The organism is Stenotrophomonas acidaminiphila (assembly GCF_001431595.1).
Classification (GTDB): Bacteria; Pseudomonadota; Gammaproteobacteria; order Xanthomonadales; family Xanthomonadaceae; genus Stenotrophomonas; species Stenotrophomonas acidaminiphila.
The window spans coordinates 228,711-250,325 of the sequence record NZ_LDJO01000014.1 but is presented as its reverse complement, the minus strand read 5'-3'; the positions used below and the strand labels follow the sequence as shown (position 1 = coordinate 250,325).

17 protein-coding genes and 1 riboswitch are annotated in these 21,615 nt (G+C 69.0%); of the genes, 10 read left to right on the top strand and 7 right to left on the bottom strand.

The genetic code is table 11. From position 1 onward, the window contains the following. The first annotated feature begins 22 nt into the window (after positions 1 to 22). Positions 23 to 871 (top strand): hypothetical protein, encoded by an 849-nt coding sequence (locus tag ABB33_RS04570; RefSeq protein ID WP_152984958.1) that lies wholly within the window; start codon positions 23 to 25, stop codon positions 869 to 871. Between the two features lie 18 nt (positions 872 to 889). On the opposite strand, the gene ABB33_RS04565 is transcribed toward ABB33_RS04570, so the two are convergent. From ABB33_RS04565 to metX, 3 genes are read right to left on the bottom strand one after another with little or no spacing between them, the layout of a single operon-like run. Continuing rightward, on the bottom strand, positions 890 to 1,954 hold the full coding sequence (locus ABB33_RS04565; RefSeq protein ID WP_056931304.1) for a homoserine dehydrogenase family protein: 1,065 nt from the start codon (positions 1,952 to 1,954) through the stop codon (positions 890 to 892). Continuing rightward, positions 1,951 to 3,195: an O-succinylhomoserine (thiol)-lyase gene (locus ABB33_RS04560; protein ID WP_056931303.1), complete on the bottom strand. Its 1,245-nt coding sequence runs from the start codon at positions 3,193 to 3,195 to the stop codon at positions 1,951 to 1,953. Before ABB33_RS04560 ends, ABB33_RS04565 begins: the two co-directional genes overlap by 4 nt. Further along, positions 3,192 to 4,220 carry a homoserine O-succinyltransferase MetX gene (gene metX, locus ABB33_RS04555; RefSeq protein WP_054667087.1) on the bottom strand — a complete coding sequence of 343 codons (1,029 nt, stop codon included), beginning with the start codon at positions 4,218 to 4,220 and terminating at the stop codon, positions 3,192 to 3,194. The genes ABB33_RS04560 and metX overlap by 4 nt, the downstream gene beginning before the upstream one ends. A gap of 67 nt (positions 4,221 to 4,287) precedes the next feature. After that, positions 4,288 to 4,407: riboswitch (SAM riboswitch) on the bottom strand. A gap of 146 nt (positions 4,408 to 4,553) precedes the next feature. Between metX and ABB33_RS04550 the strand changes: the two genes are divergently transcribed. The 4 genes from ABB33_RS04550 to ABB33_RS04535 all read left to right on the top strand — a co-directional run bounded on the left by ABB33_RS04550 (position 4,554) and on the right by ABB33_RS04535 (position 9,852). Further along, complete coding sequence (locus ABB33_RS04550; protein WP_248842445.1) at positions 4,554 to 5,348, top strand: M23 family metallopeptidase; 795 nt, start codon at positions 4,554 to 4,556, stop codon at positions 5,346 to 5,348. Positions 5,349 to 5,406: 58 nt separating this feature from the next. Further along, positions 5,407 to 7,011, top strand: a complete 1,605-nt coding sequence (locus ABB33_RS04545; protein ID WP_054667090.1) for a peptide chain release factor 3 — start codon at positions 5,407 to 5,409, stop codon at positions 7,009 to 7,011. Positions 7,012 to 7,125: 114 nt separating this feature from the next. Further along, positions 7,126 to 7,779 (top strand): PAQR family membrane homeostasis protein TrhA, encoded by a 654-nt coding sequence (trhA, locus tag ABB33_RS04540; RefSeq protein WP_056931301.1) that lies wholly within the window; start codon positions 7,126 to 7,128, stop codon positions 7,777 to 7,779. Between the two features lie 162 nt (positions 7,780 to 7,941). Next, positions 7,942 to 9,852, top strand: a complete 1,911-nt coding sequence (locus ABB33_RS04535) for an AsmA family protein (RefSeq protein ID WP_380610787.1) — start codon at positions 7,942 to 7,944, stop codon at positions 9,850 to 9,852. 16 nt (positions 9,853 to 9,868) lie between these two features. On the opposite strand, the gene ABB33_RS04530 is transcribed toward ABB33_RS04535, so the two are convergent. From ABB33_RS04530 to mtgA, 3 genes are read right to left on the bottom strand one after another with little or no spacing between them, the layout of a single operon-like run. Further along, positions 9,869 to 10,300 carry a CBS domain-containing protein gene (locus tag ABB33_RS04530; protein ID WP_054667094.1) on the bottom strand — a complete coding sequence of 144 codons (432 nt, stop codon included), beginning with the start codon at positions 10,298 to 10,300 and terminating at the stop codon, positions 9,869 to 9,871. Then, positions 10,260 to 11,279: a glycosyltransferase family 2 protein gene (locus ABB33_RS04525; RefSeq protein ID WP_054667096.1), complete on the bottom strand. Its 1,020-nt coding sequence runs from the start codon at positions 11,277 to 11,279 to the stop codon at positions 10,260 to 10,262. Before ABB33_RS04525 ends, ABB33_RS04530 begins: the two co-directional genes overlap by 41 nt. Before the next feature lie 55 nt (positions 11,280 to 11,334). Beyond that, a complete protein-coding gene (gene mtgA / locus ABB33_RS04520) occupies positions 11,335 to 12,066 on the bottom strand; it encodes a monofunctional biosynthetic peptidoglycan transglycosylase (RefSeq protein WP_056931299.1) in 732 nt (243 codons plus the stop codon). Between the two features lie 74 nt (positions 12,067 to 12,140). Here mtgA and hslO point away from each other — a divergent pair, with 74 nt between their 5' ends. The 3 genes from hslO to ABB33_RS04505 all read left to right on the top strand — a co-directional run bounded on the left by hslO (position 12,141) and on the right by ABB33_RS04505 (position 17,274). Further along, positions 12,141 to 13,034 carry an Hsp33 family molecular chaperone HslO gene (hslO, locus tag ABB33_RS04515; protein ID WP_056931298.1) on the top strand — a complete coding sequence of 298 codons (894 nt, stop codon included), beginning with the start codon at positions 12,141 to 12,143 and terminating at the stop codon, positions 13,032 to 13,034. Positions 13,035 to 13,154: 120 nt separating this feature from the next. Then, the gene (locus ABB33_RS04510) at positions 13,155 to 14,021 is read left to right on the top strand and encodes an XOO1806 family protein (RefSeq protein WP_054667103.1); all 867 of its coding nucleotides are present in this window, start codon (positions 13,155 to 13,157) and stop codon (positions 14,019 to 14,021) included. Positions 14,022 to 14,268: 247 nt separating this feature from the next. Beyond that, a complete protein-coding gene (locus tag ABB33_RS04505; RefSeq protein WP_054667105.1) occupies positions 14,269 to 17,274 on the top strand; it encodes a TonB-dependent receptor domain-containing protein in 3,006 nt (1,001 codons plus the stop codon). A gap of 132 nt (positions 17,275 to 17,406) precedes the next feature. On the opposite strand, the gene ABB33_RS04500 is transcribed toward ABB33_RS04505, so the two are convergent. Further along, positions 17,407 to 18,009, bottom strand: coding sequence for a TetR/AcrR family transcriptional regulator (locus ABB33_RS04500; protein WP_054667106.1), 603 nt, complete (start codon positions 18,007 to 18,009; stop codon positions 17,407 to 17,409). A 182-nt stretch (positions 18,010 to 18,191) separates the two neighbouring features. Here ABB33_RS04500 and ABB33_RS04495 point away from each other — a divergent pair, with 182 nt between their 5' ends. Both ABB33_RS04495 and ABB33_RS04490 read left to right on the top strand, forming a co-directional pair. Next, positions 18,192 to 19,082, top strand: coding sequence for an alpha/beta fold hydrolase (locus ABB33_RS04495; RefSeq protein WP_056931297.1), 891 nt, complete (start codon positions 18,192 to 18,194; stop codon positions 19,080 to 19,082). Further along, positions 19,079 to 21,550 (top strand): acyl-CoA dehydrogenase, encoded by a 2,472-nt coding sequence (locus ABB33_RS04490; RefSeq protein WP_056931296.1) that lies wholly within the window; start codon positions 19,079 to 19,081, stop codon positions 21,548 to 21,550. The genes ABB33_RS04495 and ABB33_RS04490 overlap by 4 nt, the downstream gene beginning before the upstream one ends. The last annotated feature ends 65 nt before the right edge of the window (positions 21,551 to 21,615 follow it).

Sequence of the window (21,615 nt, the reverse complement as noted above, 5' to 3'; positions counted from 1 at the left end):
CGCACAGCAACCCGACGGACCGTTGCCACCCCGGCGTCCGCGCACCGCGACAGCGGCCGCGCCGCGCCGCGGCGGTGGCCTGACCCTGACCCGGCTGGTACTGGCGGCGATCGCGCTGCTGCTGCTTGCCTGGTTCATCGGCAAGCGGCCGCCGGCGGTGGACCCGCCCGCCACCGCGGCCACACCCGATGCGCCCGATGCGCCCGATGCGGGCACCGTGGCCGCGCCCCGGGCACAGGCGCAGGTCGTGCGTGGCGAGAAGTCGACCACGCTGGCGGAGATCGGCGAAGCCCGCATGACCCTGCACGACCAGGGCACCGCGCTGCGGGTGGAAGGCGGCGTCGGCCGCACTTTCGCCAGCGAGCTTGCGAGATGGCTGGACGCGGCGCCGTCGGTGCGGCGGATCGACATCACCAGCGGCGGCGGCTACGCCATCACCGGCCTGGAAGCGGCGCGCATCGTGCGCAGGAACAACCTCACCGTGCGCGTGCACGGCTACTGCGCCAGCATCTGCGTCGCGCTCTGGGCCGCGGCCGCACAGCGGCAGATGGAGCCGGATGCGGTGATCGGCCTGCACCAGCGCAACGCGCAGTGCGACGCTCTGCCCTCGCCGGAGCGCGAGGAGTGCCACTACCAGGACCAGTTCGCCACCGAGCACGACTCCAGCTACCGTGCCTGGCTGCAGGCGGCAGGCTTCAACCAGCACCTGCTCGACCTGCAGGCGCGCACCGCCTCGGAAGACATCGCGGTGCTCGGCGCGCCGCTGCTGTGGGACAACGGCGTGGAATTCAGCGTCGTCGACCGCGATGGCACACGCCTCGGCCGCGCCGAAGTCGAACGCCGCCTCGCCGCGCGCTCGGCGGGCCACTGAAGCGCATGCGCGCGGCGGTCAGCGCCTGGCGATGCCCAGCACGTCGTCTAGCAGCGCCGCCGCGGTGACGTCGGCACCGGCACCCGGCCCCTGGATCAGCAGCGGCTGCCCGCGGTAGCGGTCGCTGCGGATCGCCACCCGGTTGTCGGTGCCGCGGCCACCGGCCACCGGATGGTCGGCCGGCAACGCGCGCAGGCCGACGCTGGCGCCGTGCCCGTCCAGGCGCGCCACGAAGCACAGCGACAGCCCCTGCCCGCGCGCCTGCTGCAGGCGCGCCGCCAGGGGCGCGTCCAGCTGCGCCAGCGCGGCGTCGACCTGTGCGGCCGGCAATGCCGCCAGCGCCGGCGGCAGCAGCGACTCGACCTCCACCTGTTCCGGCTCCAGCGCCACCCCGGCCGCGCGCGCCAGGATCAGCAGCTTGCGGCGCACGTCCTCGCCGGACAGGTCGATGCGCGGATCGGGCTCGGTGTAACCGGCCGCCGCCGCTTCGCGCACGCAGGCCGAGAACGGCTGGCTGCCGTCGAACCGATGGAACAGCCATGCCAGCGAACCGGACAGCACGCCTTCGATGGCATGCACGTGGTCGCCACCGGCCACCAGCGCGCGGATGCTGGACAGCAGCGGTAGGCCGGCGCCGACGGTGGCCGAATCGCCATAGCGCACACTGCCCGCGGCCACGATCCCGCCAATCCGGCGCGCGCGCGCAAGCGTGGTGCCATTGCCCAGCTTGTTGGCGGTGACCACGTGGATGCCCCGTGCCAGCCAGTGCGCATGTTCGGCAGCGATGTCCTCGCTGGCGGTGGCGTCGACCACGATGTCGCCGGCCTGCAGGCGCCCGGTTTCCTCGGCGTGGGCCGGCGCGTCGCCCTGCCGGGTCGCCTCTTTCGCGCGCGACAGCACCGCCTCGGGTGCGTCGCCGCAGGCCAGCGCGATGCGCGAGTTGGCCACCACGTGCAGCAGCGGCAGGTCGAGCTGTCGCTGCCGCAGGGCCTGGTAGCGGGCGATGAAGGCCGAGCCGACCGTGCCGGTACCCAGCAGCACCAGCCGCGCCGCTGCCGCCTGCGGACGCAACTGCGCGCTCATGCGTCCACCGTTTTCCGCAGTGCCTCGCTACGGCTGTCGGCCAGCGCCCGCGCGGCGCGCAGCAGTCCGGCCTGCAGGTCGGCCACCAGGTCCTCGCAGGCTTCGATGCCGACCGACAGCCGCAGCAGGCCATCGCTGATGCCGGCCTTGGCCCGTGCCTCCGGGGTCATCGCCGCATGGGTCATGGTGGCCGGGTGCGCGACCAGGCTCTCCACGCCACCGAGCGATTCGGCCAGGGTGAAATAGCGCAGGCCTTCGACGAAGGCGCGCACCGCCGCGTGCGGATCGGCACCGTCGCATGCGGCCAGTTCGAAGGACAGCATCGCGCCGAAACCCTTTTGCTGGCGCGCGGCCAGCGCATGGCCCGGGTGCGATTCCAGCCCCGGGTAGTAGACCTTGGCCACAACTTCACTGGTGGCGAGCAGGTCGACCAGCGCGCGGGTGTTCTCCTGGTGTACGCGCAGGCGTGCATCGAGCGTGCGCAGGCCGCGCAGGGTCAGGAACGCATCGAACGGCGAGCCGGTCAGGCCCAGCGCGTTGGCCCACCACGCCAGTTGCTGGTGCAGTTCGGCGTCGCGCGCGACCACCGCGCCGCCGACCACGTCGCTGTGGCCGTTGACGTACTTGGTGGTCGAGTGCAGCACCAGGTCGGCGCCGAAGGCGATCGGGTTCTGCAGCGCCGGCGACAGGAAGGTGTTGTCCACCACCACCTGGGCACCGGCCCGGTGCGCGGCATCGATCACGAAACGCAGGTCGGTGATGCGCAGCAGCGGATTGGACGGGGTTTCCACCAGCACCAGCTTCGGCGCCTGCGCCAACGCCTCGGCCAGTGCGCGCGGATCGGTCAGGTCGGCGGTGATCAGCTCGAAATGGCCCTTGCTCGCCAGCGCGTTGAACAGGCGCCAGCTGCCACCGTAGGCGTCGTGCGGCACCACCAGCCTGTCGCCCGGCTGCAACAGCGCGTTGAGCACCAGGTTGATCGCGCCCATGCCGGTGGAGGTGACCACCCCGCCGGCACCGCCCTCCAGTTCCGCCAGCGCTTCGCCGAGCAGGTCGCGGGTCGGGTTGCCGCTGCGGGTGTAGTCGTACTGGCGCTTGTTGCCGAAGCCGTCGAAGCTGAAGTTGGACGACAGCACCAGCGGCGGGGTCACCGCGCCATAGGCGGTATCGCGATCGATGCCGGCACGCACGGCAGCGGTGGCGCGGCAACAGGACACATCGGAAGCGGTGGACAGGCTCATGCGTTTTCTCCGGGAAGGCGAAGGGCGTTGGCGAGGATCGCGTCGATGCGATCGGTCTCTTTCAGGAAGGCGTCATGGCCGTAGGGCGAACGCAGCACGCGCAGGCTTCCGCGCGTGCCCAGGCCCTCGACCAGGCTGACCAGGTCGGACAACGGCACCAGGCGATCGCCCTCGACCGCGACCACCAGCGTCGGCACGCCGATGGCGGCTGGCTCGACGCGGTGCAGGTCGATGGATTCGGACAGGCGCAGGTAGGCATTGACCCGGGTGCGCGCCACGTACTGCGCACCGGCGGCGTCGAGGTAGTCCTCGGCGGCCACGCGCACACGGCCGTTCACCACTTCGGGCTGGGCGTCGAAGCGTTCGCCGAATTCTTCCGGCGTGCGGTAGCTGAGCATGGCGAACTGCCGCGCCAGCGCCAGCCCATGGCTTTCGGCGCACTGCAGCTGGCCCAGCGCCACCGCGCGCCGCTGCAGCGCGCGCCAGGCCGAGGCATAGGGATGCGGGCGATGCGCGCCGCTGACCGCCACCAGCCGGCCCAGCCGTTGCGGGTGGCGGATGGCCAGCTGCTGGCCGACCAGCGCACCGTAGGAATAGCCGACGCAGCCGTGCAGGCTGTCGATGCCCAGCGCGTCCAGCAGCAGGGCCACCGCGTCGGCCTGGTCGGCGGTATCGATCGGCACGTCGAGCTCGCCGTCGGCGCCGATGAAGTCCAGGCCCAGCAGGCGGCGGTGCGCCGGGTCGAGCGCGCGGCCGCAGCCGACCAGCCCGTCGGCCCAGCCCTTCTCGCCGAACACGGCGTTGGCGGCGATGTGGCGGTGCGCGGAAATACCGCCGGCCACCAGCACCACCGGCGCATCGACACGGCCGACCAGTTCGTAGCGCAGCCGCAGCGTGCGCTCGCCGGCATGGCGCATGGCCAGGCGCACGTCGATTTCACCGCGCACGGCGGCAGGGGCAAGCGCCGCGCTGTCGGGCGCGGCGGGCGGGTAGTCGCGGATGGCGGTGGCAGTGGCGAAACGCATGGCGATATCCGGTAAGGAGCAGCCATCGAGCTTCGCGGGCCCGTGTTCGCCGTGCAGGGCACGGATCGAACCATCTTTCGGCGGACGCGGTGGTCCCCGCAGGATTTGGCACCAGGCACAGGCGCTTGCGCACCTGCTGGTTGCCCCGGCATCAAAGGGCCTGTCCCTCCGCCGGTCTCGATGGTGGACACACGATGCCAGCTGCCCCGGCCCATGTCAATCTCTTTATTCGGATGGAGCGATGGAGTTTCCGATGCAACCATGCCGGCATAATCCCGGCACCACCTCCGCCGCCACCGCATGCACCGCCTGACGCTCCTGCTCCTGTCCGCAATGGTCGCCCTGCCCGCCCGGGGCGACGGCCCCGCGCCGCGCTGGCGCCAGGGCTGGGGGCTGACCGGCACGGCCACGGCGGAAAGCGCCGGCGGCCATGCCCCCGGCTTCGCGCAGCTGCTGCTCCAGGCCCGTGGCGGCGGCCGCGAAGCGCAGGTGCGCAACCTGTTGGCCGGCCCGCTGCAGGTGCGCCTGCGCGATGCCGCCGACGGCAGGACGATGGCCGCGCCGGTACTGTTGCCACCCGGCGGGCAGCGCGACCTGCTGTGGCTGGCCGATACCGGCGGCGGCGCGCGCCTGCTGCTCGATGCCTTTCCCGGCGACCCGTCCGCGCGCCCCGGCGACCACCTCTACCGGTTGCCGTTCGCCGACGTGCCGGTCCGGGTCAGCCAGGGCATCGACGGCGCGCACAGCCACCGCGATGCGCAGAACCGCCATGCCATCGACTTTCCCCTGCCCGAAGGCACGCCGGTGCTCGCCGCCCGCGCCGGCACGGTGATGCAGGTGCTGGCCGATGCGCCCGTAGACGGCTGCCTGGTCCGGGTGCTGCACGCCGACGGCGGCATGGCGCTGTATGCCCACCTGCAGGCGGGCAGCCTGGCGGTCCGGCCCGGGCAGGCGGTGCTGGCCGGGCAGGTGCTGGCCCGCTCCGGCAACACCGGCCGCAGCACCGGCCCGCACCTGCACTTCGCGGTACAGGCCAACACCGGGCTGGCGCTGGCCTCGATCCCGTTCCGCATGGCCGGCCCGCGCGGCGAACTGCGCTTCGCCCGCGAGACGGGCGCCCCGCCCTGAACGGCTATAATCGCCGGCTTCCCTTTCCCAATGCGCGCCCGCCGCGGGCGCAGCCGCCATGTCCGAAGTCGCATCCGAAGCCGCGCGCCGCCGCACCTTCGCCATCATTTCCCATCCCGACGCCGGCAAGACCACGCTGACCGAAAAGCTGCTGTTGTTCGGAGGCGCGATCCAGATGGCCGGCTCGGTGAAGTCGCGCAAGACCAGCCGCCACGCCACCTCGGACTGGATGGCGCTGGAAAAGGAGCGCGGCATCTCGGTCACCTCCTCGGTGATGCAGTTCCCGTACGAAGGCAAGATCGTCAACCTGCTCGACACCCCCGGCCACGCCGACTTCGGCGAGGACACCTACCGCGTGCTCACCGCGGTGGACTCGGCGCTGATGGTGATCGACGTGGCCAAGGGCGTGGAGGAGCGCACCATCAAGCTGATGGAGGTGTGCCGCCTGCGCGACACCCCGATCATGACCTTCATCAACAAGCTCGACCGCGAGGGCAAGGACCCGATCGAGCTGCTCGACGAGGTGGAAACCGTGCTCGGCATCCAGTGCGCGCCGGTCACCTGGCCGATCGGCATGGGCCAGCGCCTGAAGGGCGTGGTGCACCTGCTGACCGGCGAGGTGCACCTGTACGAGCCGGGCCGCAACTTCACCCGCCAGGATTCGACGATCTTCCCGTCGCTGGACGCGCCCGGCCTGGCGGCGCGCATCGGCGAGAAGATGCTGGCCGACCTGCGCGAGGAACTGGAGCTGGTGCAGGGCGCCAGCCACCCGTTCGACAAGGACGCCTACCTGCGTGGCCAGCAGACGCCGGTGTTCTTCGGCTCGGGCGTGAACAACTTCGGCGTGCAGCCGCTGCTGGATTTCTTCGTCGAGCACGCGCCGGCGCCGCAGCCGCGCGCCACCACCGGCCGCACCATCGCCCCGCAGGAAGACAAGCTCAGCGGCTTCGTGTTCAAGATCCAGGCCAACATGGACCCGCAGCACCGCGACCGCGTGGCGTTCATGCGCGTGTGCTCGGGCCGGTTCAGCGCCGGCATGAAGACCTTCCACGTGCGCACCGGCAAGGAGATGAAGCTGGCCAACGCGCTGACCTTCATGGCCAGCGACCGCGAGATCGCCGCCGAGGCCTGGCCGGGCGACGTGATCGGCATCCACAACCACGGCACCATCTCCATCGGCGACACTTTCACCGAGGGCGAGGCGGTCACCTTCACCGGCATCCCCAACTTCGCCCCGGAACTGTTCCGGCGCGCGCGCCTGAAGGATCCGCTCAAGCTCAAGCAGCTGCAGAAGGGCCTGGCGCAGCTGTCCGAGGAAGGCGCCACCCAGTTCTTCCGCCCGATCATGAGCAACGACCTGATCCTGGGCGCGGTGGGCGTGCTGCAGTTCGACGTCGCCGCCTACCGCCTGAAGGACGAGTACGGGGTGGAAGCCATCTTCGAACCAGTCGGCGTGGTCACCGCGCGCTGGGTGCATTGCGACAACGCCAGGAAGCTGGAGGAGTTCCGCGAGAAGAACGCCAACAACCTGGCCGTGGACGCCGCCGGGCAGCTGGTCTATCTCGCCCCGACCCGGGTCAACCTGCAGTTGGCGCAGGAACGGGCACCGGACGTGCGCTTCTCGGCCACGCGCGAAGCCGCGCACACCGTCTCGGTGGCGTAAGCGGCGGGCGGCAGGCGCGCCCGCCGCGCGTTCCTGCCGCCTGGATGACGCCCCCCCCAACCGCCGGCGGGCATGGGGGTGCACCCCGTGCTGCATTGCGGTAAGTTGCTGTCCATGCCTACCGCCGCCCCCCTGCCGCAGCACGCCGTGGACATCCGCGAGGAAATCGCCAGCGCCCTGACCCATGGCCTGGGCGCAGTCACCGCCCTGGGCGCCAGTGCGGTGCTGATCACGCTGGCCGCGATCTATGGCGACGGCTGGCAACTGGCCAGCGCCATCGTCTTCGGCATCGCGCTGCTGCTGCTCTACACCGCCTCGACCCTGTACCACGCCATCCAGCACCCGGTGGCCAAGGGCAGGCTGAAGATCTTCGACCACTGTGCGATCTACATCCTGATCGCGGGCACCTATACGCCGTTCACCCTGATCGGCCTGCGCGGGCCATGGGGCTGGGGGCTGTTCGCCGCGATCTGGACGCTGGCCGTGGGCGGGGTGATCTTCAAGCTGTTCTACACCGGCCGCTTCAAGCGGTTGTCCACGGCCATCTACATCGCCATGGGCTGGCTGGTGGTGGTGGCGATCGAGCCGATGTGGAATTCGCTGGATGCATTCACACTGGGCTGGCTGCTGGCCGGCGGCGTGTCCTACACCCTGGGCACGTACTTCTACCACCGCGAATCGGTGCGCTATTCGCACGCCATCTGGCACCTGTTCGTGATCGCCGGCAGCGTGTGCCACTTCGTCTCGGTCACCGCGCAGATCCTGTAGCACCCGGCGCGCGCCGCACACGCCGCGGCAACATCACCTGCACGCCACGCCAATGAACGCTTCGCGCCGCGTGCACGAGCGCGCGGCAACCATGGCCGCGTGGATACCGCACCTGCCCCCGCCGCACCGCGCGCGTCGCGCTGGCGCCTCCGCCGTCCCGGCATGCGTGGCCAGCGCTGGCTGGCCGTGGCCGGCCTGCTGCTCGCCGCGCTCGTCGTGCTGCTGTTGCTGTGGGACTGGAACTGGTTCAAGGGGCCGCTGGAACGCATGGTGCAGGCGCGCACCGGCCGCGCCCTGCACATCGGCCACCTCGATGTAGACCTGGGCAGCACCAGCACGCTGCGCGCCGACCGCGTCGATTTCGCCAATGCGCCGTGGGCGCAACGGGCGGACATGGCGCGCGCCGCGCGCGTGGAGATCGACCTGCGGCTGTGGCCACTGCTGCGTGGCGACCTGCAGCTGCCGGAGGTGCGCCTGGTCCGCCCGGACGTGCTGCTGCAGACCGCACCGCGCCCCGGCGAGCCGGGCAACTGGGATTTCCTCGGCGGCGGCAACGCAGACCGGCCGTTGCCGCTCAAGCGGCTGCGCGTGGACGACGGCACCCTGCGGTTCGTGGACGCGGCGGGACGCACCGACATCCAGCTTGCCGTCCACAGCGGTGCGCCGAAGCAGGGCAACGCCGCGCCACCGCTGCTGCTGCAGGGCGATGGGCGCTGGCGCGGCGTCTCGTTCAGCGTGCGCGGCGGCACCGAATCGCCGCTGCAACTGGCCGACAGCGACCACCCGTTCCGCCTGCACCTCGATGCCCATGCCGGCGACACCCACGCCACGGCCAGCGGCACGCTGACCAATCCGTTCCAGCTGCAGGTGTTCGACCTGCGCTTCCGCCTCGGCGGCAAGGACCTGGACGACCTGTACCCCCTGCTCGGCATCGCCATGCCCTCCTCGCCCCCGTATCGTCTCGACGGCCGGCTCAGGCGCGACCATGACACCTGGCGCTACGAGAAATTCAGCGGCCAGGTGGGCGACAGCGATCTGGCCGGCAATGTGCGCATCGACGTCGGCGGCGAACGCCCGCGGCTGACCGCCGAGCTGGTCTCGCGCCGGCTCGACTTCGACGACCTCGCCGGTTTCGTCGGCGCGCCCCCGGCAACCGGCGGCGGCGAGAGCGCCAACCCCGGGCAGAAGGCCGCGGCCGCGGCACTGGACGCCAGGCCCACGGTACTGCCCGATACGCCCTACAACCTGGGCAAGCTGCGTGCGATGGACGCGGACGTGCGCTGGAAGGCCCATCGCATCGATTCACCGTCGTTGCCGCTGGACGACATGGATGCGCACCTGCTGCTGGACGACGGCCTGCTGCGCCTGGAACCGCTGAACTTCGGCGTCGCCGGCGGCGACATCCGCAGCACCGTGCGCATGGACGCACGACAGCCACGCATCGCCACCACGCTCGACGCCCGCGTGCGCGGCGTGCAGCTGGGGCGGCTGTTTCCCGATGCGCGCCTTGCGCAGCAGGCCTCCGGCGGCATCGGCGGCCACCTGCGCCTGTCCGGCCACGGCAACTCGGTGGCCGCCATGCTCGGCAGCAGCGACGGCGAGGTGGCCATCGGCATGGGCCGCGGCCATGTCGGCAACCTGCTGATGGAACTGGCCGGGCTGGACGTGGCCGAATCGCTGAAGTTCCTGTTCACCGGCGACCGCCAGATCCCGCTGCGCTGCGCCTTCGCCGACTTCCAGGTGCAGGACGGCCTGATGCAGGCGCGCGCACTGGCCTTCGACACCAGCGATACCCTGGTGGTGGGCGAAGGCAGCGTCAGCCTCGGGCGCGAAACCCTGGACCTGCTGCTGCGGCCGCGGCCCAAGGACAGGAGCATCCTCGCCCTGCGCTCTCCGCTGCGCATCGGCGGCACCTTCAAGGACCCGTCGTTCCGCCCCGACTTCAAGGCATTGGGACTGCGCGGCGCCATCGCCGTGACCCTGGGCAGCATCACCCCGCCGGCGGCGTTGCTGGCCACCTTCGAGACGGGGCCCGGCAAGGACGTCGACTGCGGCGGCCAGTACGCCCGGTAAGGCCGCCGCTGCCGGCTCAGCCGCCGACGATGTACTGCTGCAGCTGGCCCAGTTCGCGGCGCTGCTGTTCGATCACCGACTTGACCAGGTCGCCGATGGAAATCACCCCGAGCACCGCACCGCCCTCGACCACGGGCAGGTGGCGGATGCGGCGGTCGGTCACCAGCTGCAGGCAGTCCTCGACCGTGTCCGCAGGCGTCACGGTGACCACCTCGGCAGTCATGATCGCCGCCACCGGGGTATCGCGCGAAGAGCGGTCGCGCAGCACGATCTTGCGCGCGTAGTCGCGCTCGGAAAGGATGCCGGCCAGCCGTGCCCCGTCCATTACCAGCACCGCGCCGATGCCTTTTTCGGCCATCAGCCGGATCGCATCGATCACCGCGCTGTCCGGCGCTACCGCGTGGATCTCAGGGGACTTGGTCCCGAGCAACTGACGAACGGTCTGCATGGCGTTCTCCCTTGCTGGCGGATGCGTCCGATAGTGCCACGTCGGCCGGCCGCCAGGTGTCAACCAGGTACAACGGCCGCTGCTTGGCCTCCACGTAGAGGCGGCCGAGGTACTCGCCGATCAGGCCCAGCGCGATCAGCTGCACGCCGCCAAGGAACAGGATCACCGCCATCATCGTCGGCCAGCCGGCGACGCGGTCGCCGTACAGCGCGGCCTTGCCCACCACCCAGGCGGCGAAAACGAAAGAGGAGGCCGCGGTCAGCAGCCCGAGATAGGTCGCCACCCGCAGCGGCGCGGTGGAAAAACTGGTGATGCCTTCCAGCGCGAAGTTCCACAGTTTCCAGAGCCCGAACTTGCTGCGCCCGGCCACGCGCGGCGCACGCCGGTACGGCAGCGCAACCCGGCGGAAGCCGACCCAGCCGAACAGGCCCTTCATGAAACGCTGGCGCTCGCGCAGTTGCCGCAGCGCCGCCAGCGCGCGCGGCGACAACAGGCGGAAATCTCCGGTATCGGCGGGAATCGGCGTCTTCGACAGCCGCCCCATCACCCGGTAGAACGCGGACGCGGTGGCGCGCTTCACCCATCCGTCGCCCTCGCGCGCAAGACGCACGCCATACACGTCGTCATGGCCCTGCCGCCACAGCGCGACGAACTGCGCGATCAGCTCCGGCGGGTCCTGGCCATCGGCATCCAGGATCAGCGCCGCGCCTTCGTCCACCAGGTCCAGCCCGGCGGTGAGCGCGGCCTCCTTGCCGAAGTTGCGCGACAGCCGCAGCGCCGCCACCCGCGGGTCGCCCGCCGCCAGCTGCTGCATCAGCGCCCAGGTCGCATCGGTGCTGCCATCGTCCACGTACAGCACCCGGCCATCGATGTCGGGCAGGCATTCGAGCGCGGCGCCAAGGCGCTGGTGCAGCAACGGCAGGGCGTCCTGCTCGTTGCAGGCGGCGATGACGACGGTCAGCCGGTCGCGGTGTGTCATGCGCGCATTCTACGGAAGATCGAACGCATGCCCCCGCGCCGCCGCGGCGGTGGTGTCACTCTCCATCCACGGCATAGCCCGGACCGCCCAACTGCCGTGCCTGGCGCTGGATCCAGGCGGCGCGGCGCTGTACGAACGGGCCCGGCCGGGTCGCGCTGTAGCGCCGCGGCGATGGCAGCACCGCCGCCAGGCGCGCGCTCTCGGCCGGCGACAACCGCGCCGCATCCTTGCCCCAGAACTGCCGCGACGCGGCCTGCACGCCGTAGACCCCATCGCCGAACTCGGCGACGTTGGCGTACATCTCAAGGATCCGCCGCTTCGACCACAGCGCTTCGATCAGCACCGTGTACCAGGCCTCCAGGCCCTTGCGCAGCCAGCTGCGGCCCTGCCACAGGAACAGGTTCTTTGCGACCTGCTGGCTGATCGTGCTGCCGCCGCGCAGGCGCTTGCCACGGGCGTTGTGGTCCATCGCCTTCTCGATCGCTTCAAGGTCGAACCCGTTGTGCAGCGGGAACCGCTGGTCCTCGGCCGCCACCAGCGAGATCGGCACGCTGGCCGCCATCGCGTCCAGGTCGCGCCACTGGTAGTGGATCCGGAACCCCCAGTCGCCCTGCCCCCAGGCTTCGACCTGGCGCAGCGCCATCACCGTGGAAAACGGCGGGTCGACGAACCGCAACACCACCACCTGCACGATGCTGAACAGCGCCAGCGCGCAGGGGGTGATCCACAACCAGCGCCACAACCTGCGCCGGGGCCGTACCTTGCGCTCGTCCTGTTCCGTCCCCATCTGCTTGCCCGACCCCATGAATCCCGACATCGGCGCATTATCCGGCACCGGCGTCCCCATACATGCAGATTCCCATGACCGAAACGTCCGACCTCCTTGTCCGCCTCCTCCTGCCCGAGGCCGGCGTGCGCGGCGTCCATGTCCAGCTCTCCGGCAGCTGGCGTGAAATCCTGTCCCACGGCAGCTACCGCCCCTCGGCCACGCGCCTGCTCGGCGAGGCCTGCGTCGCCTCGGCCCTGTTCACCGGCCACATCAAGATCGACGGCCGCCTGTCCGTGCAGCTGCGCAGCAGTTCGTCGCTGCGCACCCTGTTCGCCGAGTGCACCTCGGCCGGCACCCTGCGCGGCATCGCCCAGGTCGAGGACGGCCAGGACGCCCCGCCCGACCTGTCCCGGCTCGGTGACGGCGCGCTGCTGGCCATCACCATCGAAAACCCGGGCCTGGACCCGCGCGAACCGCAGCGCTACCAGAGCCTTGTGGCGCTGCAGGGCAGCAGCCTGGACGAAGCGTTCGAGGACTACTTCCGCCATTCCGAGCAGTTGCCCACGCGCCTGCTGCTGGCCGCCGACGGCGACCGCGCCGCGGGCCTGCTGCTGCAGAAGCTCCCGGGCGACCAGGGCGACGAGGACGGCTGGGCCCGCGCCGGGGCGCTGTTCGACACCCTGGGACGCGACGAACTGCTGGCGGTAGGCGGCCCCGAGCTGCTGCAGCGCCTGTTCCACGAAGAGCAGGTCGAGACCATGGGCGGCAAGCCGCTGCGTTTCGGCTGCTCCTGTTCGCGCGAGCGGGTGATCGGCATGCTGCAGTCGCTGGGCGAGGACGAAGCCCGCGCCGCCGCCGCCGACAGCGGCCAGGTCGAGGTGCGCTGCGAGTTCTGCGGGCGCGAGTATCACTTCCCTTTGACCGAATTCGGCGTATTGTTTGCAGTCATACCTGCCAGCCAGGCCGCTCCAGAGCGGCTGCAGTAACGGCACCGACGAGCTGCGTTCCCGGGGAGGACGGAGACTTGTTAAGAAAACATAAACAACATACGATCAGAATCTCACGCACCGGGAACTTCCCGGCCCCTGCCCTGTCTGATTGAGTCCATGAACACTTTCCTGCGCCTGCCGCTGGCCTTGCTGATCGCCCTTGGGGTGGCCACGGGCGCGCACGCGCAGAGCAAGCCGCGCGCTCCCCAGGACAGCACCGTGCTGCCGGTCTGGAACAAGGGCAGCGGCAAGGTCGAGGCCCTGCTGTATCTCGAACCCACCGGCGAACAGATGGCCGGGGCGCGCTGGCACTTCGGCCGCAATTCGCTCGATACCGCGTTCGGACTCTCGTCCGGCGACTCGCTCGGCCTGCTGTGCAACAGCAGCCGCGGCAGCAGCATCAGCGGGCTGGCCAGCCACTGCATGCTGGCCAGCCTGGGCGACGACGATGATGACGCCGGCCCCGCCCGCCACCTGTCGGCGACCACTACCTTCAACCGCCCCGGCGGACGCGTCGGCCTGAGCGCCGGCACCGGCCGCGACACGCTGCCGGCGTGGCTGTCGGGCAATGCCAAGGCACCGGCCGCACGCGTGGAACAGAACGACCTGACCGTATTCGGCCAGAAGAACATCGGCCGCGAGGGTTTCGTCTCCATCGGCGGCACCTACGCCAAGGCACGCCTGGTTCCGCTCAGCGACGCCTCGCCCGCCCTCGTCGACCAATGGGACAGCAAGAGCCTGAGCATCGGCGGCGGCTACGGGCCATTCAGCGCCAACATCATCGGCCGCGTCGTCGACGCCCCCGGCCAGCCCGGCAAGTGGGAAGGCATCGGCCTGGGCCTGACCTGGCGCACGCCCTGGAGCGGGCAGCTCACCGTCGGCGCCGAGAACGTCGTCACCCGCGGCAAGAACCCGTTCTCCCCGCGCAACGAGAGCAATGACGAAGGGGCGATCCCCTACGTACGCTACGAGCAGGACCTTTGAGTCCTCCCCGATAGAGCGCCCCCGCATTCATCAGAACGCCTCCGCAAGGAGGCGTTTTTTGTTGCACCTGCAACATTCACTTTGCCGAATTTCACCAAACCCACGCAATTCATTAACGAAGCTTTAATTTCAGAAGAGACGGAAGTACTATCGGGTCAGCCACACGGTTTTGGGACCGTCCCTTTCGGGCCCACCGCGCAGGCGATACCACATGTAACTACCAAGATCACTTGGAGAGAGAGAGCCCATGTATTGCAAGTCCAACAAGCTGCGTGACGCAGTGGTGCTGGCCCTGGTCGCAGGTGTCGGCAGCACCGGCACTGCCTTCGCCCAGGACAACAGCGGCGCCACCAACCTCGACCGCATCGAAGTCACCGGTTCGCGCATCCGCCAGGTCGACGTCGAAACCGCCCAGCCGGTCCTGACCATTTCCCGTGCGGAAATCGAGAACCAGGGCTTCAGCTCCGTCGCCGACATCCTGCAGAACATCTCCGCAGCCGGCAGCCCCACGTTCAGCCGCGCCTCGCCGCTGACCTCCAACCAGGAAGCCGGTGGCCAGTACATCGACCTGCGCAACCTCGGCGCCCAGCGCACCCTCGTGCTGGTCAATGGCAAGCGCCTGGGCATCAGCCCGGCGGGTTACCAGGACATCTCCTCCATCCCGTCCGTCATCGTCGAGCGCATTGAAGTCCTGAAGGACGGCGCCTCGGCGATCTACGGCTCCGACGCGATGGCCGGCGTGATCAACATCATCACCCGCAAGAACTTCGACGGCGCCGAAGCCAATGTCTACACCGGCCAGTACGGCGAAGGCGACGGCCAGAAGCAGACCTACGATTTCATGGTCGGCTTCTCCGGCGAGCGCGGCTCGGTCACCATGGGGGCCGAGTACCACAAGGAAGATCCGGTGTGGGCACGCGACCGCTGGTATACCGCCGAAGCCGATCCGCGTGATCCGGGCAGCAACAACACCACCGTCGGCCAGTGGGGCAACTACAACCGCCTCAACAACCAGTTCCTGCGCAACACCGATGGCAGCCTCAAGCTCGATGCCAAGGGCAATCCGCAGCGTGCAGGCGCGGCCTGGTCGGCCCCGAACCGTGGCAGCAACGCCATCGGCTCCGGCAACTTCCACCCGCAGAATGCCAACGACACCAGCAACTCCATCGACCAGATGCAGCTGCTGACCCCGCTGGAGCGCCGCTCGCTGTTCGTCAACACGAGCTACGACATCACCGATAACGTGCGTTTCACCAGCGACCTGGGTTACACCAAGCGCCAGTCGAACCGCCAGATTGCCGGCTACCCGCTGCAGTCCACCGCTGTTGGTGCCCCGATGGCTGGCGCCATCTGGAAGACCAATCCGGATGGCAGCCGCTCCTTCGTGAGCAATGGCAGCTACTTCAACCCGAACGGCAACGCCGATCTCTACCAGCCGGATCTGGTTGGCTACATCGATCCGGCCACCGGCAAGCCGTACACCCAGAGCAACAACATCGACTGGCGTCGTCGTGGCTGGGAAGTTCCGCGCACCACCGATACCACCCAGACCACCTGGCGCTTCACCGCGGCGCTGGAAGGCTCCTTCGAAATCGGCGACCGCTTTTTCGACTGGGATGCCGGCTACATGTTCAATGAAGCCGACACGACCATCATCAACAACGGCAACTTCTACGTTCCGGCCGTCAAGGCCGCCGTTGGTCCGTCGTTCAAGGATCCGACCACCGGCAAGATCGTCTGCGGTACGCCGGGCAACGTGATCGCCGGCTGCGTGCCGTGGAACCCGTTTGCCGGCTTCGGTACCGGTGCCGTTGCGAATTCGCTGGACGATCCGGCCGTGCGCAACTTCCTGTTCAAGGAAGAGCACGCGGTGGGCAAGACGAGGACGCACGACTACTTCGTCAACCTGGCTGGCTCGATCATCACCCTGCCGGCCGGCGACCTGGGCTTCGCGCTGGGCTACGAGCACCGCAAGGAAGAAGGCGGCTTCACCCCGGACGCCATCGCCCAGTCCGGCGATTCGACCAACCTGGCCTCGGGCCCGACCTACGGCTCGTACAAGGTCGATGAAGGCTACCTGGAACTGAACGTGCCGGTCCTGGCCGACCTGCCGGGCGCCAAGGAACTGACCTTCAACGCGGCTACGCGTTACTCGAAGTTCGATACCTTCGGCAACACCACCAACAACAAGTTCGGCATGAAGTGGCGTCCGATGGACGACCTGCTGGTCCGTGCCACCTATGCCGAGGGCTTCCGCGCCCCGACCATCGGTGACCTGTACGGCGGCGGCTCGCAGACCTTCGCCACCGGCTTCCAGGATCCGTGCGACGTGCTTTACGGCAAGGCCGCCAACTCGCCGCGCTGCCTCAAGGACGTCGGCGCGAACTTCCGCCAGCTGAAGCAGGGCTTCGTGCCGATCACCGGCCCGAACGGCAACCAGACCCCGGTCCCGTTCGTGTCCGGCTCCAACATCAACCTGCAGCCGGAAATGTCCACCTCCAAGACCATCGGCCTGGTCTACAGCCCGAAGTTCGTGCAGGGCCTGACCATGGCGCTGGACTGGTGGAATGTCCGCATCGACGACACCGTGGTCTCGGATTCGCCGAACGCGATCATGAACGACTGCTATGTCAACCTGATCGAATCGCGCTGCGCCATGTTCAAGCGTGATCCGGCCCAGGGCAACATCGTCAGCGACCTGACCTACGGCAGGCGCAATGCGGGTTACTACCTGACCGAAGGTTTCGATTTCGACGCCAACTACGCGCTGGACACCGACTGGGGCCGTTTCAGCGCCAAGTGGGCCACCACCTACGTCAGCAAGTTCGAAATCAAGAGCACCAACGACGCGGGCACCAAGCCGAGCCAGGTCAATGGTTTCGAAGAGTACTTCCGCATCCGCTCCAACCTGAGCCTGGGCTGGAGCAAGGGTGACTGGTCCGCCAACTATGGCGTCCGCTACTACTCCAGCACCAAGGAAGACTGCACCCCGGGCTACGGCTGTAGCGATCCGGATTACTTCAGCCCGACCGCGAACAAGGTCCTTCCGCAGAACCGCCTGGGTGCCACCACGTTCCACGACGTGCAGGTTTCCTGGCAGGCTCCGTGGAATGCCCGCATCGCCATTGGCGCGAACAACGTGTTCAACCGCGTTGGTCCGATCATGTACAGCCAGGCTGCGTCGAACTTCTCGTACTACGGTGGCTTCGATACCGGCCGCTTCCTGTACATGAAGTACAACCAGAAGTTCTGATCGGCTGATTGATCAGCGTTTCAAGCAACGGCCCCGAAAGGGGCCGTTGTCTTTTTGCCGGAAGCAGAACGCGGCGAAGACACAAAAAAGCCGCGGCATGCGCGGCTCTTCCATCGTCCATCTCGCCTGCATTCACCCGTTCGGGATCAGCGTCTCGATCACGTGCTCGACGTAGGACTCGAATTCCTCGCGCGCCTGCCGGGGCTGCTGCAGCTGCAGCGACAGCTGCAGGAAGCCCACGTAGGCCGCGTAGGCCAGGCGCGCGCGGTGGCGCGCGTCGGTGGAGCTCAGCCCGGCCTGGCGGAACGAGGCCATCAGGTACTCCAGCCGGCGTTGCGAAACGCGGTCGATCACCGGCCGCACCAGCGGGTTGTCGAGCGCCTTGAGCAGCTCGCTGTAGATCACATGCGGGGTCACTTCATGCGCGACCAGCTGGAACAGCGCGCGCAGGCGCGTGCGCGGATCGGGCACTTCCTCCAGGCTGCCGAACACCTGCTGCTGCTCGACCAGCTCCCACCGTTCCAGCGCGGCCTGCAGCAGCGCGTCGCGCGAGGGAAAGTGCCAGTAGAAGCTGCCCTTGGTGACACCGAGGCGGCGAGCCAGCGGCTCCACCGCGACCGCGCCGACCCCCTGCTCCGCGATCAGGTCCAGGGCAGCCTGGGCCCAGTCATCCGCGCTGAGGCGGCTGTTGCGTGTACCGCGGGGTTCCGCCGGGGAAGCTGAAGATTCGTTCATCCGCTGATTTAACCATACGCCGGGGACTGGTTGCAGTATGCGCCGCGCCAGCGCCCCGCGCGACGGCCCATCGCCGCCCGGCAACGCCCTGCCGGACAAGGCGCGCCAATCCATACCCACCAGTATTGACGGCGCCTGACCATATCCATACCATCGGGTACGGTTATATCCCCGAGAACCGCATGCACGCGCAAGACACCCGGCTGGAAGGTGCCCACGGCATCGGACTGGCTGCTTCGAAAACCACCGGAAGCAAGTCGCCGATCCTGCTCGCGCATGGCTTCGGCCAGACCCGTGGCGCCTGGACCGCGACCGCCGCGGCGCTGCATGCCGCCGGCCATCCCACGCTGGCCTTCGATGCACGCGGCCACGGCGGCTCGGACTGGAATCCGTCCGACCTGCCCTATCACGGCGAACAATTCACCGATGACCTGATCGTGGTCGCCGGCGAGCTGCGGCGGCCGCCGGTGCTGGTCGCCGCTTCGATGGGCGGGCTGTTCGGGCTGATGGCCGAAGCGCGCTGGCCGGGCCTGTTCGCGGCCATGGTGCTGGTGGACATCACCCCGCGCTGGGAAACCCGCGGCGTCGAGCGCATCCTTGCTTTCATGAGCGCGCATCCGGACGGCTTCGCATCGCTGGAAGCGGCCGCCGACAGCATCGCCCGCTATCTGCCGCACCGCCCGCGCAAGAGCGAGGACGCGCTGCGCGCGTTGCTGCGCCCCACCGGCAGCGGCCGCTGGAGCTGGCACTGGGATCCGCGGCTGGTGGAGGAACTGGCGCGCGACAGCGAGCAGCACCAGGACGCCATCGCCGAGGCCGCACGCCGCGTCGAATGCCCGGTGATGCTGGTCAGCGGCGGCCGCAGCGACCTCGTCACCCCGCAGACGGTGGCAGAATTCCTGGCGCTGGTGCCGCATGCGCGGCACGTGCATCTGCCCGACGCCACGCATATGGTGGCAGGCGATGACAACGACGCGTTTACCGCCGCCGTGTTGAACTATCTGGACGCACTGCCCCCGGCTGCCGCCGCAGCGTCCGCCCGAACCGAGCACGTTACCGGAGCAAGTCAATGAGTACTGTCGTTCCCTTCCTGGCCCTGCTGCTGGCAGCGGCCTTCGTTGCCTACCACCGCATGCGGCTGGTCACCTGGACGGTGATCGGCGCCGTGCTGCTGGGCGTCTGCTGGTTCGCCGGCGTCAACCCGACCGCGGTCATCGTCGCCGCGGCGATCCTGGCCCTGGTCAGCGCGCTGGTGCTGCTGCCGTTCCTGCGCAAGCCGCTGATCACCTCGCCGTTCATGGGCGTGTTCCGCAAGGTGCTGCCGCCGCTGTCCAAGACCGAGCGCATCGCCCTGGAGACCGGCTCGGTCGGCTTCGAAGGCGAACTGTTCACCGGCGACCCGGACTGGCAGAAGCTGCTGGATTACCCCAGGCCGCAGCTCACCGCCGAGGAACAGGCCTTCCTCGACGGTCCGGTCGAGGAGCTGTGCCGGATGGTCAACGACTGGGAGATCACCCACGTCCATGCCGACCTGCCGCCGGAGCTGTGGACCTTCATCAAGAACAACAAGTTCTTCGGCATGATCATCCCCAAGCAGTACGGCGGCCTGGGCTTCTCCGCGCTTGCGCACCACAAGGTCATCCAGAAGCTGGCCTCGATCTCCAGCGTGGTCAGCTCCACCGTCGGCGTGCCCAACTCGCTGGGCCCGGGTGAACTGCTCAACCACTACGGCACGCAGGAACAGAAGGACTACTACCTGCCGCGGCTGGCGGCAGGCACCGAAGTGCCCTGCTTCGGCCTGACCGGTCCGTTCGCCGGTTCCGATGCCACCTCCATCCCCGACTTCGGCATCGTCTGCCGGGGTACCTGGAACGGCGAGGACGTCCTGGGCCTCAGGCTGACCTTCGACAAGCGCTACATCACCCTGGCGCCGGTAGCCACGCTGATCGGCCTGGCGTTCCGCATGTACGACCCCGATGGCCTGCTCGGCGATACCAAGGACATCGGCATCACCCTGGCGCTGCTGCCGCGCGAGACCCCCGGGGTCGAAGTCGGCCGCCGCCACTTCCCGCTGAACTCGCCGTTCCAGAACGGCCCGATCCGCGGCAAGGACGTGTTCATCCCGCTCAGCCAGATCATCGGTGGCCCGGAGAAGCGCGGCCTGGGCTGGAACATGCTCAACGAATGCCTGGCCGTGGGCCGCTCGATCACCCTGCCGTCCACCGCCTCGGGCGGTGCCAAGGCCGGCGCGGTGATCACCGGCGCCTATGCCCGCATCCGCAAGCAGTTCGGCCTGTCGGTCGGCCGCTTCGAGGGCGTGGAGGAAGCGCTGGCCCGCATCGGTGGCAAGGCCTACAAGATCAGCGCGCTGTCGCAGGCCACGGCCGCGGCGGTGGACCGCGGCGACGTGCCGTCGGTGCCCTCGGCCATCGCCAAGTACCACTGCACCAACATGAGCCGCGAGTGCATCAGCGACATGATGGACGTCATCGGCGGCAAGGGCATCATCCTCGGCCCGCGCAACTTCGCCGGCCGCAGCTGGCAGGCCGCGCCCATCGCGATCACCGTGGAAGGCGCCAACATCATGACCCGCAGCCTGCTGATCTTCGGCCAGGGCGCGATCCTGTGCCATCCGTGGGTGCTGAAGGAAATGAAGGCCGCCCAGGACGAGGACCGCAAGGCCGGCCTGCGCGAGTTCGACCAGGCGCTGTTCGGCCACGTGCGCTTCGGCATCTCCAACGCCGTGCGTTCGTTCTGGTTCGGGCTCACCGGCGCACGCTTCGGTGCCGCCCCGGGCGACGCCTACACCCGCCGCTACTTCCGCAAGCTGGACCGCTATTCCGCCAACCTGGCGCTGATGGCCGACATCTCGATGATGACCCTGGGCGGCAAGCTCAAGTTCAAGGAATCGCTGTCCGGCCGCCTGGGCGACGTGCTTAGCCACATCTACATGACCAGCGCGATGCTCAAGCGCTATCACGACGAAGGCGCGCCGACGGCAGACCAGCCGCTGCTGGCGTGGGCGTTCCACGACAGCGTGCACCGCATCGAGGAAGCGTTGTCGGCGGCGCTGCGCAACTTCCCGATCCGCCCGATCGGCTGGCTGATGTGGGCGCTGATCTTCCCGTTCGGCCGCCGCGCCGAAGCTCCGGGCGACCGCCTGAGCCGCCGCGTCGCCGCCACCCTGATGTCGCCCAACGAAGCCCGCGACCGGCTCGCCCAGGGCGTGTTCCTGACCCCGTGCGAGAACAACCCCGGTGGCCGCATCGCCAGCTACCTGACCAAGGCGGTCATGGCCGAGCCGGTGGAGCGCAAGTTCCTCAAGGCGCTCAAGACCAAGGGCATCGAGGCACTGACCTTCCCGGCGCAGCTGGACGAGGCGGTGGCCGAGGGCGTCATCACCCAGGACGAGCGCACCCTGCTGGAAGAACTGCGCGCGATCACCCTGGATACCATCACCGTGGACGACTTCGACCCGCACGAACTGCGCGCGGCGTCGTACTACGACCGCCAGGACCGGCAGCCGCAGCAGGTGGCCTGACCCGGGCCATCGGACGCAACCGGAACGGCGGGCGCATGCCCGCCGTTTTCTTTTCAACGAGGCAG